This is a genomic window from Pseudonocardia sp., assembly GCF_050246655.1.
GTDB lineage: Bacteria > Actinomycetota > Actinomycetes > Mycobacteriales > Pseudonocardiaceae > Pseudonocardia.
Window position 1 is genome coordinate 1 of record NZ_JBFWVQ010000147.1, and the last position, 12,191, is coordinate 12,191.

12 protein-coding genes are annotated in these 12,191 nt (G+C 74.1%); 5 read left to right on the forward strand and 7 right to left on the reverse strand.

Annotated elements, in window-relative coordinates; all coding sequences use genetic code 11:
- The 3 genes from AB7J25_RS27705 to AB7J25_RS27715 form a co-directional block, all read right to left on the reverse strand.
- Positions 1 to 650: carbohydrate ABC transporter permease (locus AB7J25_RS27705; protein ID WP_428513777.1), on the reverse strand; the 650-nt coding region annotated here is incomplete at its 3' end.
- Positions 647 to 1,609 (reverse strand): carbohydrate ABC transporter permease, encoded by a 963-nt coding sequence (locus tag AB7J25_RS27710; protein ID WP_428513779.1) that lies wholly within the window; start codon positions 1,607 to 1,609, stop codon positions 647 to 649. The genes AB7J25_RS27705 and AB7J25_RS27710, both read right to left, overlap by 4 nt.
- 92 nt (positions 1,610 to 1,701) lie before the next feature.
- Entirely contained in the window at positions 1,702 to 3,063 is a 1,362-nt protein-coding gene (locus tag AB7J25_RS27715; protein WP_428513781.1) for an ABC transporter substrate-binding protein, read from the reverse strand.
- A gap of 144 nt (positions 3,064 to 3,207) precedes the next feature.
- On the opposite strand from AB7J25_RS27715, the gene AB7J25_RS27720 reads away from it, so the two are divergent.
- From AB7J25_RS27720 to AB7J25_RS27730, 3 genes are all read left to right on the forward strand, one after another.
- Entirely contained in the window at positions 3,208 to 4,173 is a 966-nt protein-coding gene (locus AB7J25_RS27720; protein ID WP_428513783.1) for a sugar-binding transcriptional regulator, read from the forward strand.
- Complete coding sequence (locus AB7J25_RS27725) at positions 4,174 to 4,971, forward strand: phosphotransferase enzyme family protein (RefSeq protein ID WP_428513785.1); 798 nt, start codon at positions 4,174 to 4,176, stop codon at positions 4,969 to 4,971.
- Between the two features lie 784 nt (positions 4,972 to 5,755).
- Positions 5,756 to 6,334 carry a hypothetical protein gene (locus AB7J25_RS27730; protein ID WP_428513786.1) on the forward strand — a complete coding sequence of 193 codons (579 nt, stop codon included), beginning with the start codon at positions 5,756 to 5,758 and terminating at the stop codon, positions 6,332 to 6,334.
- Here the strand turns inward: AB7J25_RS27730 and AB7J25_RS27735 are convergent.
- From AB7J25_RS27735 to AB7J25_RS27745, 3 genes are all read right to left on the reverse strand, one after another.
- The gene (locus AB7J25_RS27735) at positions 6,316 to 8,280 is read right to left on the reverse strand and encodes an MFS transporter (protein ID WP_428513788.1); all 1,965 of its coding nucleotides are present in this window, start codon (positions 8,278 to 8,280) and stop codon (positions 6,316 to 6,318) included. The two genes, AB7J25_RS27730 and AB7J25_RS27735, sit on opposite strands and share 19 nt — an antisense overlap.
- 102 nt (positions 8,281 to 8,382) lie before the next feature.
- Positions 8,383 to 8,889 (reverse strand): hypothetical protein, encoded by a 507-nt coding sequence (locus AB7J25_RS27740; protein ID WP_428513790.1) that lies wholly within the window; start codon positions 8,887 to 8,889, stop codon positions 8,383 to 8,385.
- The gene (locus tag AB7J25_RS27745) at positions 8,886 to 9,458 is read right to left on the reverse strand and encodes a hypothetical protein (protein WP_428513792.1); all 573 of its coding nucleotides are present in this window, start codon (positions 9,456 to 9,458) and stop codon (positions 8,886 to 8,888) included. The genes AB7J25_RS27740 and AB7J25_RS27745 overlap by 4 nt, the downstream gene beginning before the upstream one ends.
- Before the next feature lie 226 nt (positions 9,459 to 9,684).
- Between AB7J25_RS27745 and AB7J25_RS27750 the strand changes: the two genes are divergently transcribed.
- Both AB7J25_RS27750 and AB7J25_RS27755 read left to right on the forward strand, forming a co-directional pair.
- Positions 9,685 to 10,146, forward strand: coding sequence for a flavin reductase family protein (locus AB7J25_RS27750; RefSeq protein ID WP_428513798.1), 462 nt, complete (start codon positions 9,685 to 9,687; stop codon positions 10,144 to 10,146).
- The gene (locus AB7J25_RS27755; RefSeq protein WP_428513794.1) at positions 10,143 to 11,285 is read left to right on the forward strand and encodes an acetyl-CoA hydrolase/transferase C-terminal domain-containing protein; all 1,143 of its coding nucleotides are present in this window, start codon (positions 10,143 to 10,145) and stop codon (positions 11,283 to 11,285) included. Before AB7J25_RS27750 ends, AB7J25_RS27755 begins: the two co-directional genes overlap by 4 nt.
- 51 nt (positions 11,286 to 11,336) lie before the next feature.
- Here AB7J25_RS27755 and AB7J25_RS27760 read toward each other — a convergent pair whose 3' ends face one another.
- Positions 11,337 to 12,083 (reverse strand): GNAT family N-acetyltransferase, encoded by a 747-nt coding sequence (locus AB7J25_RS27760; protein WP_428513796.1) that lies wholly within the window; start codon positions 12,081 to 12,083, stop codon positions 11,337 to 11,339.
- Between the last annotated feature and the right edge of the window lie 108 nt (positions 12,084 to 12,191).

Below are 12,191 nucleotides of genomic sequence, written 5' to 3' on the forward strand. Positions count from 1 at the left end.
GCGATCACCCGCCAGAGGATGGTGAGGAACCCCGCCCCGTCGATCTCGGCGGCCTCCAGCACCTCCTTGGGCACCTCGGCGAGGAACGAGCGCATCATCCAGATCGCGATGGGCAGGTTCATCGACGTGTACAGGATGACCAGGGTGTAGACGTTGTCGAGCATGCCGACGGCCTGCACGATCAGGAAGATCGGCAGCAGCGCCGCGATGAGCGGCAGGAACTTCGTGGACAGGAAGAAGAACATCACGTCCGTCCACTTCTCCACCGGCTTGATCGACAGCGCGTACGCCGCGGGCAGCGCGAGGATCAGCACGAGCAGGGTGGACACGACACTCGCCGTCAGCGAGTTGATCAGGTACGGCGCGACGCCGCGGCCGAACAGCTCGCCGTAGTGCTCCAGCGTGAGCGGGGCGAAGATCCGTGGCGGGTTGGCCGCGGCGTCCGCCTCGCGGTGGAAGGAGGTGAGCACCATCCAGGCCACCGGGACGAAGAAGAGCAGCGTCATGATCCAGGCGACGAGGGCCCAGATCGGCCCCGCCCGCAGGTCCGACGCGCTCTCCGCGGCCTTCCGCTGCCGGCGCGTCAGGCGTGCCGGCGCGGGTGGCGTCCCGGCGCTCTGGACGGTGTCCACGGCCTGCGTGGTGGTCATCGGGTCACCTCCTCGTCGAACAGCGACGAGATCAGCCGCAGCGCGAACGTCGCGAGGACGATCGTGCCGATCACGGTGACGACGCCCGCCGCCGCAGCCTCGCCGTACTCGTACTTGCGGAACGTGGTGAGGTAGATCTCGTAGGGCAGGTTCGTCGTCGCCGAGCCCGGCCCGCCCTGGGTGATCGTGAAGACGTGGTCGAAGGTCTGCACGACGTAGACCGAGCCCAGCAGGATCGCGAGCTCCAGGTACTGGCGCAGGTGCGGCAGCGTCATGAAGCGGAAGATCTGCCACCCCGACGCGCCGTCCAGGGTGGCGGCCTCGATCACGTCGCCGGGCTGCGACTGCAGGCCCGCCAGCAGGATCAACATCATGAACGGCGTCCACAGCCAGGCCAGGGAGATCACCAGCGCCGTCATCGGGAAGGTCGAGACCCAGTCGATGGTGGGACCGGTGCCGCCGAAGAGCTGGGCGATCCAGTTGAGGGTGCCGTTGATCAGGCCGTAGGTGGGGTTGTAGATCGCGTGCTTCCACAGCAGCGCCGCCGCCACCGGCATGACGAGGAACGGCGCGATGAGCAGCGTGCGTGCGACGCCCCGGCCGGGGAACCGGCGGTCCAGCAGCACCGCGAGGGCGAGCCCGAGCAGCACGCTGAGCAGCACCACCGACACCGTCAGGACCACGGTGTTGACCACCGCGGCCCGCAGCCGCGCGTCGGTGAAGACGGTGGCGTAGTTGGCCAGCCCGGCGAAGCGGCGCTCGCCCGGCCGCAGGATGTTCCAGTGCAGCGTCGAGATCAGGATCGTCAGGAGGAACGGCAGCTGGGTGACGATGATCGAGAACACCAGCGCGGGCAGGAGCGGGCCGCGCCGCAGCCACCGGCTCCTCGAGGACGGCGGGGGCGGCGCCTCCGGCGTCTCGGTGCTCGCCGGGCCTTCGGGTGGGGCCAGGGTGGTCATGTCGGCCTCCGGGGATCGGCCCCCGGGCCCGTCCGGGCCCGGGGGCAGGTCGTGTGATCGACGGCTCTGATCGAGGCACCTGCCGACGGGTGTCAGCCGCCCTTGTACTTGTCGCCTGCGGTCTGGGCCAGCTGCTGGCCGCTCTGCAGAGCGGGCCCGACGTCACCGTTGCCGGCGATCGCCGCGCTGATGTCCTGCGAGATCTTGGTGGCGAAGTCGGTGAACTCCGGGATCGCCACGTACTGCACGCCGACGGTCGGCCGCGGCTGCACGCCGGGGTTGGTCGGGTCGACCTCCTGGATGGACTTCAGCGTGATGTCGCCGAACGCGGCGGCGGCCTGCTTGTACTCGGGGATCTCGTAGGTCGACGCGCGCTTGCCCGCGGGCACGCGGGCCCATCCGAGCTGCTGGCCGACGAGCTGCTCGTAGTCCTTGCTGGACGCCCAGAGCATGAACTTCGCGGCGTTGTCGGCGTTCTTCGAGTCGGCGGGCATGGCCCACGCCCACGTCCACAGCCAGCCGGACGCCTTCGTCTTCTCGACCGGCGCGTAGACGTAGCCGATCTTGCCTGCGGCGTTGCTCGCCGACGGGTCCTCGAGCGACCCGGCCGCGGACGTCGCGTCGTACCACATCGCGACCTGGCCCTGGCTCATCGCGTTGAGGCACTCGGTGAAGCCGGCCTGGGCGGCGCCGGGCTCGCCGTGGGTGCGGACCAGGTCGACGTAGAACTTCGTGGCCTGCTCGAACTCGGGCGCGTTCACCTGGGCCTGCCAGTCCTGGGTGAACCAGGTGCCGCCGAAGGTGTTGACCACGGTGGTGAGCGGCGCGAACAGCTCACCCCAGCCGGGCAGCCCTCGCAGGCAGATCCCCTTCATGCCGGGCTCGGCGCCGTCGACCTGCGCCGCGAGCTGCGCGACCTGCTGCCACGTGGGCCGCTCGGGCATCGTGAGGCCCTTGGCCGCGAAGACGTCCTTGCGGTACATGAGGAACGACGACTCGCCGTAGAACGGGATGGCGTAGAGCTTGCCGTCCTCGCCGGACAGCGACTGCACCATCGGCTTGAGCAGGTCGGCGGAGTCGAACGCCGCGTCGGCCTCCGTGAACGGCGTCATGTCCTTCAGCCAGCCGTTCTTGGCCCAGATCGGCACCTCGTAGGCCCCGATCGTGACGACGTCGTACTGGCCGGCGCCGGTCGCGATGTCCTGCGTGACCTTGTCCCGCAGCTCGTTCTCGGGGAGGATCGTGAAGTTGACCTTGATGCCGGTCTGGGTCGTGAAGCTGTCGGCGGTCAGCTTCTGGATGTCCTCCATCTGCGGGTTGCCGACCATCAGCACGCTGATCGCCTGACCGTCCGGTCCGCCGCCGCCACCTCCCGCGCCCGCGCATGCCGCCGCGAGTGCAAGTGCCGCGAGCCCCACCAGCAGCCGGCTTCTCTGCCGCCATCGTCCGGACAAGGTTCCTCCACGGTCCCGTGGCCCGGGCGGTCGACTCTTCTGATCCGCACTGCACCGGGCGACCTGTGACGGGAGTCTCGGTTGCCGCTCCGGGAGCGTCAAGAAATCCTTGAGATATGAGCGTCAGAGTGCTCAAATGAGCAGATGGTGACCCGGACCGCGCCCGGTCCTGCGCAGCTCGTCCTCATGGCGTCGTTGGCAAGGCGCTACTTCCTGGAGGGGAGGTCGAAGGTCGAGATCGCCGAGGAGTTCCGCCTCAGCCGCTTCAAGGTCGCCCGGCTGCTCGACGCCTCCCGCGAGTCCGGCATGGTGCACATCGAGATCCGCCAGCAGCGCGAGATCGACGTCGACCTCTCGGCGCGCCTCCAGGAGCGCTTCGGGCTCGCCCACGCGATCGTCCTCAACACCCCGGACACCCCGGACGATCCGCCGGACTCGCTGCGCCGCCACCTCGGCCGGGCCGCCGCCGAGCTGCTCGGGGAGATCTGCACCGCGTCCGACGTGCTCGGCCTCGCGTGGGCACGCTCGGTCAGCGCCATGGCGGCCGCCCTGCCACGCCTGCCCGGAGTACCCGTCGTGCAGCTCACGGGGGTGCTCTCCATGCCCGACGACGACCGCAGCTCCGTCGACGCGGTCCGCGACGTCGCCCGTGCCTCGGGCGGGCCGGCGTACGTGTTCTACGCGCCCTTCACCGTCCCGGATGCGTCCACGGCGCAGGCGCTGCGCCGGCAGCCGGAGGTCGCCCGCGCGCTCGGGTACATCCCGTCGGTGACCCGCGCCGTCGGCGGGCTCGGCCAGTGGGCGCCGGGGCAGTCCACCCTGCACGACGCGGCCGCCGCGCGCGACCGCAGGGAGCTGCGACGGCTCGGCGTCGTCGCCGAGCTCGCGGGAGTGTTCCTCGACGCGGACGGCCAGCCGGTGCGGACCGAGCTCAGTGAGCGGATCATCGGTGTCACCGCCGAGCAGCTCCGCCGCATCCCGGAGGTGATCGTGATCCCCTACGGCACCGTGAAGGCCCCCGCCGTCCTCGCCGCCTTGCGCAGCGGCCTCGTCGGAGGCGTCGTGACGCACGCCTCGCTCGCGCACCACTTGCTCGCTCCGGAGGAGTGAGTGGTCGCCGTCCGGCGCGTCCCCGAGGTCCCGCTGCTCGGCGGGACGGCCAACCGCGGGCAGGTCTTCCGCGTCGGCGACACCGTGCGGCGGCCGTCGCAGTCCAGCGCGCCCGCGGTGCACGCGCTGCTGCGCCATCTCGCCGACCGCGGCTTCGACGGCGCGCCACGCCCGCTCGGCACGGATGAGCAGGGCCGCGAGATGCTCACCTACGTCGAGGGCACCGCCGTCGTCGAGCCCTACCCCGAGTGGGCGCTCACCGACGCCGCGCTCGTCAGCGTCGCCGAGCTGCTGCGGGACTACCACCGGGCCGCGGCCGGGTTCGACGCGGCGGGCTGGTCCTGGGGTCGCACCCCGCCCGCACCGTTCGTCGGTGGCCTGGTCACCCATAACGACCCGAACCTGGACAACGTCGTGTTCCGGGACGGCCGCGCCGTCGCGCTGATCGATTTCGACCTCGCGAGCCCCGGCTGCGTGCTGTGGGACGTCACGTGCGCGGCCCGGCTCTGGGTGCCGCTGCGCCCGGAGCGCTACGTCCGCGACTCCCGCCGCGGACGCCTGCGGGAACGGCTGCGGATGTTCGTCGACGCCTACGGGCTCACCGCCGCCGAGCGGGCGCTGCTGCCGGAGGCGGCGCTGGCCAACCACCACTGGTGCTACGACACCGTCCGGGTGGCGGCGGCGCGGGGGCACCCGGCGTTCTCCGCGTACTGGACGGTGCGGGCGCGTGTGCGCGCGGACGCGTGCTTCCGCTGGCTCGCCGAGCAGGGCCCGCAGCTGCGGGCGGCGCTGGGCTGAGCACGGGGTGGCCGGCGCTCCGGCCTGGGTGGGTCGGATGCGCGAACGGGCCGGACGGGTCGGGGTGCCGCCGGGGGTGGGCGAGCCCAGCCGGGGGTTGGGCGCGCCCTCGGTGAGCGCGGGCCGCGGGGTGGCCGCGAGCGGTGGAACATGTGTTCGGGCGGTGGCACACATCTGCGGGTGGTGGCACACACCGCCAACGGTGTGTGCGAGCGCCGCGCGGTGTGTGCGAGCGGCGCGGGTGAGGCACGGGCAGTAGCGCGGGATCGGCGAGCGGCGGGTGTGGGCGAGCTCTGCCGGGTGTGGGCGCATGCGGCGGTGTGGGCGGTGGAACAGGTGTTCGGGCGGTGGCACACATCTGCGGGTGGTGGCACAGATCGCCGGCGGTGTGTGTGAGCGCCGCGGGGTGTGTGCGAGCGCCGCGGGGTGGGGGCGCGGGCCGCGGCGCGGGTGGGGCGAGCCTGCTGGGAGGAGCGAAGGTCGCGGGTGTGGGCGACGGCCGCGAGCGCCGGGTGTGGGCGTGGAACAGGTGTTCGGGCGGTGGCACACACCTGCGGGTGGTGGCACACATCGCCGACGGTGCGTGCGAGCGCCGCGGGATGTGTGCAAGCGCCGCGGGGGATGTGCGAGCGCCGCGGGGTGTGTGCGAGCGCCGCGGGATGTGTGCAAGCGGGGCGGGATGGGTGCGAGCCCGACCGTGTGTGCGAGCGCCGCCCCGTATGCGCGAGCCCCGCCGAAGTACGCGATGGTGCACACCCGCCGCGCCTGCGGCAGGATCGCCGCCGTGCTCATCCCGCGCCCCGTGCTGGACGGGATCGTCGCGGGCACCGTGACGGTCGCGTTCCGGCGCTGGACGCGGCCGCGGGTGCGACCGGGGACCCGGATGCGGACGGTCGTGGGGCTCGTCGAGGTGGTGTCGGTCGAGGAGGTTGGGGAGCTCACGGAGGCGGACGCCCGCGCCGCGGGCTACCGGGATCTCGCGGCCCTGCGCAAGGCTGATACGCGCGCGGCGACGATGCCCGAGGCGGTCCTGTACCGGATCACGCTGCGCCCCGCGGGCGCCGACCCGCGGGTGGCGCTGCGCGAGGACGGCGCCCTCGACGCGGCCACCCGGGCCTCGATCGCCGCCCGGTTGCAGCGATGGGACACCGCGTCCCACCACGGCCCGTGGACGGCCGAGACGCTCACGCTGATCGCGCGCCGCCCGGCCGTCCGGGCGCCGGAGCTGGCCGCCGAGCTGGGCCGCGAGACGGCGCCGTTCAAGCGCGACGTCCGCAAGCTCAAGGAGCTGGGCCTCACCGAGAGCCTGCCGGTGGGCTACCGGCTGTCCCCCCGTGGCCGCGCCTACCTGGACCCGGGCTGACCGTCGAGAACGACCTTCTGCTGATCAACAGGGCCCTCCGGGCTGCACAACGTCGTTCTCGACGGGGCCCCGAGCAGGACGGCCACCGCGGCCCGCATCCCGTCGGGCGAGATGCCCGGCGGGAGCGCCGGCCCCGCCGCGAGTTCGACGCGGTTCCAGATCCCGCGCCGGAAGGGGCGCACCATCGCCCGGCCGGACTCCACGCGGGAGAAGAACGACCCCCACAGGTTGCGCAACCCCACCGGTACCACGGGCACGGGACGGCGGGCCAGGATCTTCATGATCCCGCCGCGGAACGGCTGGAGCTCGCCGTCGCGGGTGATCGCGCCCTCCGGGAACAGGCCGAGGACGTCGCCGTCGGCGAGCACCCGGTCCGCGGCCTCGAACGCGGCCCGGTAGACCGCCGGGTCCTCCCGCTCCGGGGCGATCGGGATGGCCTTGGCCAGCCGGAAGAGCGCCCCCAGCACGGGGATGGCGAAGATGCGGTGGTCCATGACGAACCGGATCGGGCGCGGGCTCGCCACCATGAGCAGCACCGCGTCGACGAAGCTCACGTGGTTCGCGACGACGATAGCGGGACCTTTCGTGGGCAGGTGCTCGTCACCGGTGATCTTCACCCGGTACACGCAGCGGGAGACGACGAACGCGACGAACCGCAGCAGGTACTCGGGCACGAGCAGCAGTACGTAGACCGTGACGGCGGCGGTGAGCAACCCCGTCACCAGGAACACCTGGGGCACGGTGGCGCCCAGCGCGAGCAGGCCCGAGGCGAACCCGGCGCTCGCGATCGTGAACACCGCGGTCATGGTGTTGCCCGCCGCGACGATCCGGGCGCGGTGGCTCTCCGGGGAGCGCAGCTGCACCAGCGCGTACATCGGCACGCTGAACAGGCCCGCCGACACCGCGATCAGCACGAGGTCGGCCAGCACCCGCACGGCCCCGGGGGCGGCCAGGAAGGCCCCGACCCCGCTCGCCACGGGCGGCACGAACCCCCGGGTGGCGAGCCACAGGTCCACCATGAACACCGTCATGCCGAGCGCGCCGACCGGCACCAGCCCGATCTCGACGTGGCGGCGCGAGAGCGTCTCGCACAGCAGCGACCCGGCGCCGATGCCCAGCGAGAACGCCACCAGCAGCAGCGACGCGACGTGCTCGTCGCCGCCGAGGACGTCGCGGGCGAACGTGGGGAAGAGCGCGAGGAACACCGCGCCGACGAACCACAGCCACGAGATCCCGAGCAGCGACCGGAACACCACCACGTTCTCGCGGGCCAGCCGCAGCGTCCGCCACGTCTCGGAGACGGGGTTCGCGCTGATCCGGACGCGGGCGGCGGGCGCGGCGGACGGCACGAACGCGGCCGCGACCCGGCCCGCCACGGCGATCACCACGCAAGCCACCGCGACCAGCAGCGCCCCGTCACCCGGCACCGCGACGAGCAGCCCGCCCGCGAGGTTGCCCAGCAGGATCGCGACGAACGTGCCGCTCTCGACCAGCCCGTTGCCGCCGGTCAGCTCCCGCTCGCGCAGCACCTGCGGCAGGTAGGCGTACTTGACCGGGCCGAAGAGCGTCGAGTGCACCCCCATCAGCACGACGCACCCGAGCAGGACGGCGGGCAGCTGCGCGAGGAACCCCCACGCCGCCACCGCCATGATCGCGATCTCGAGCGTCTTCACCGCGCGGATCAGCACGGCCTTGTCCACGGCGTCGGCCAGCTGCCCCGCGGTCGCCGAGAGCAGCAGGAACGGCGCCACGAACGCCGCACCGACCACGAGCCCGGCCTGCGCGGGCGGCAGCCAGCTCACCTGCAGCTGGTAGGTGACCAGCACGGTGAAGGCGAACTTGAACAGGTTGTCGTTGGCCGCGCCGAGGAACTGCGTCAAGAACAGCGGCGCGAACCGGCGCTGGCGCAGCAGCCCGAACTGGCCGGTGTGCTCGCTGGTGGTCACGGTTCCTCCCGGTTGCCTGACGACGACACCCGGAACGGTCGCAGCGGGCCGGGGGAGCGGGCATCCGTACAGCTACGGAAACGTCGCGCCGGGGCTGCCGGTTCAGGCCGGCTCGAGCCCCGAGACGAGCCAGCGCCCGTCCTCGGCCGCGGCGAGCGTCACCACCACCTGGTGGGCCGTCCGCCGCGGCGGTGCCACGTCGGAGGTGCTGACCTGATCGACGTAGAGCAGCACGACGGCCCCCTCCGCGGCGGCCGAGACGACCGCGGAGCGCACCACCTGGGCGCGGGTCGTGAACCCGGGTTCGCGTCCGCCCAGCGGCGCGACGACGTCGTCGAAGCGGGCCGCGAGATCCCCGGTGACGAGCGTGCGGTCGGCGGTGAGGTCCGCCTCGGACCCGGCGGCGTCGGTGCTCAGCAGCTGCACCGTCAGCGTCGTGGCCGCGTCGAGCGCTCCGGCGGCGAGGTCCTGCCGGTGCACGGTGTCCCACCAGCGCCAGCCCGCGATCGCGAGCACCGCGATCGCGGTGGCGACGACCACGACCATCGAGCGCAGCAGGATCGCGCGGGTGGACAGCGCCGTGCGCCCGGACGGCGTGCGACCGGTCACGGCACGACCTGCACGGACTCGGCCTTCCACGTGCCCTCCGTGCGGCGCAGCTCCACCACCAGGCGGTGGTGCGTCGCAGGTCCGCCCGCCGGCTCGACGGTGACCGTCACGAGCGCGACCGCCGCCGCGTCGTCGATCCGTTCCAGCGCGCTCGCGCCGATCTCCGCGGCCACGGCGCCGTCCCGGCCGGGCGCGCCGCGCAACAGCTCGGCGACCGTCGTGGGCTCGTCGCGCAGCGGCCCGGTGGTGGCCTCCCGCAGCGCCGCCGGCCACTCGTCGCGGCCCTCGGGGCCGGAGCGGCTCAGCTCCAGCACGACCTGACGCGCCACGGCCAGCGCGGGCCCGCGCTGCCGCGCAGCCGGGTCGTCGCCCGCGACGAGCAGCACGACGTCCAGCGTGGCGAGCAGGAGCGCGACGACCGCGAGCGCGGCCATCGAGACGGCCCAGCGGGAGCGGCCGGTCCGCCCCGGCCGGACCCGGGCGGGTGGCCCGGGCGCGGGTCCGGGTGCGGGCCCCGCCGGACCCGCGTCCGTCCGCGGCTCGTCGCCGAGGGTCCTCAGGTCGGCCATGCGCAGTGTTCGCCTCGCTCCGTGCGATCAGGTCGCGAGCGAGGATAGGCGGTCACCACCGCGACCGGACGCGGCGGGCTGGCGTCGATCGGGTCACCCGGGCGCGCGCACCGTCGCGGCGTGGGGCACCGTGGACACCGTGGACGCACAGCGGCGGGTGGAGATCGTCGAGGGCGGTGGCGCGCCCCCGGGTGGGGTCCCGCACCGGATCCCGGACGGCGCCGCGATGCGCGAGGTGCTGGGGCACTTCGCGTCCGGCGTCGTGGTGGTGACGGCGAGCGCGCCCGGAGGTCCGCTCGGGTTCACCTGCCAGTCGTTCGCCTCGCTGTCGCTCGATCCGCCCCTGGTCAGCTTCGCCCCGGCCCTGACGTCCACGACGTGGCCACGGATCCGCGAGATCGGCTCGTTCTGCGTGAACGTGCTGGCCCGGGAGCAGGAGTCGGTGTCGGCGGGCTTCGCCAGGCGGGGCATCGACCGGTTCGCGGGCATCGGGTGGCGTCCGGGTCCGACCGACGGGCACCCCCTCCTGGACGGGGTGTGCGCCTGGATCTCCTGCACGCTCTGGCGGGAGTACGACGGCGGCGACCACACGATCGTGGCAGGCCTGGTGCGCGACCTCGCCGCGGACCCGACCCGCACGCCCCTGCTGTTCCACCGGGGCCGCTACGGCCTGGCCGAGCCCGGATGAGCACGCTCGCGTCCCTGGTCCGGCCGGGGATGCGCATCGCGCTGGGCGACGGCGTCGGCACCCCGCGCGCGGTCGCGGCCGAGCTGGCCGCGGTGGCCGCCGCCACCGGCGGGGTGCGGCTGCTGCTGGGCTGGACACCCGCGGCGGGTCCCGCGCTGGACGTCACCGCGTTCGCCGACGTCCGCACCGTCATGGGCGGCCGGGGGCTGCGCGCCGCGATCGACGCGGGGACGGTGCGTGCGCTGCCGGTGCGGCTGTCGGCCGTGCCCGCGCTGCTTCGGGGCCCGCTGCGCCCGGACGTCCTCGTCGCGCCGCTGGTGCCGGTCGCGGGCGGGTTCGCGTTCGGGACCGAGGTGTCCTGGATGGGGGCCGCCGTCGCCGCGGGAGCCGTGGTGGCCGGCGCCGTGACGGCGGGCCGGACGTGCTGCGATGCGGGTCCGCCGCTGCCGTCCGAGCGGGTCGTCGTGGTCGCGGAGACCGCGGAGGAACCCGCCACCCCGCCGTACACGGCGCCGAGCGGGGTGCACCGGGAGATCGCCGGGCGGGTCGCCGCGCTGGTACCCGAGGGAGCGCGGCTGCAGGTGGGGCCAGGCGCGCTCGGCGCGGCGGTGCTGGACGCGCTCCGCGTGCCGGTGCAGATGGACGCGGGCCTGCTCCCGGACGGTGTCGCGGACCTGGACCGGCGCGGCCTGCTGCGCGGCACGCCGGTCGCCACCTACCTCGCCGGTGGCCCCGCGCTGCGCGAGTGGGCGGACGGGCGCCCGCTGCTGCACGGCGTCGAGCACACCCACGACATCGGGCGGCTCTCGGCGCAGTCGGGGTTCGTGGCCGTGAACACCGCGCTCGAGGTCGACGAGCAGGGCCAGGTCAATGTGGAGGGCCTGCCGGGAGCGGCGGTCGGGGGCATCGGCGGGCACGCCGACTACGCCGCCGCGGCGTCCCGCTGCCCCGACGGGCTGTCCGTCGTCGCGGTACCTGCCACCCACCGTGGGCGGCCGACGCTGGTCGAGCGGCTGTCCGCGCCGGTGTCGACCCCGGCCCACGATGTGGACGTGCTGGTCACCGAGCACGGGGCCGCGGACCTGCGCGGCCTGGACCGCGGCGAGCGGGCCGCGGCCGTGCGTGCCCTGTGGCGGTGAGCCACCCTCCCCCCCCGCACCCGGTCACCGCAGGCCCGGGGACGGCGTGGCTCAGGGGATCTCGGTGCGCACCGCGTAGAGCATGTCCTCGCGCACGCGGACGAACCCGAGCCGATCCGCGACGGCGCGGCTGCCCGCGTTGTCCGGCGACGTCGTCCAGGTCGGGCGGTGGCCGCGGGCCCGGATGTCGGCCACCACCGCGGCCGCGCACGCGGTGGACAGCCCCCGCCCGCGGTATCCGGCCTCGGTGACCACGCCGATGTCCTCGTGGTCCTCACCGACCCAGAACGGCACGGCCACCGACACGAGTCCCCCGCCGTCGAACGCCCCCCACGCGCGGCCGGTGCCGGCGAGCCCCGCCGGGCCGCCCCACGTGTCGGAGATCCACACGAGTGCGGGGTCCAGCGCCGCGAGCGCGGAGGCGTCGTCCGCGGAGAGTCGGCGTACCGGCGCCCGGGTGCCGGTCGCGCCTGCCGCGTCCGCCCCGTCCGGCAGCACGGCGACGATGCGGTCCCACACGGCGACCCCCGGGTCGAGCGCGCGCAGGGCCGGCAGGAACTCCGGCGGCGCCTCGACGAAGCCCGTCAGCTCATCGGGCGGGAACCCGTCGAGGAGGTCCGGATCGCCCCGCAGCGCGTGGTTGCCCGCCACCTCGGCGTGTACGAGCCGCGGCCCGGCGGGCCGGTCCACCCGGCAGCGCCCGTGACCGGTCGCGACGACGTGCGCGTGGAGGAGCGGGCCGGGCCGCTCCGGGCTGAACCAGGACCGCAGCGCTGCGGCGTCGGGGACGGGAAGCACCGGCGGATCGTCGCGGACGGACGGGTGGGCCCGCCACGGGATTCGGCCGGACGGTGACGCTCGAACCCGACGACCGACCCGGGCACGCGCGGGGGAGCGTCCTCAGAG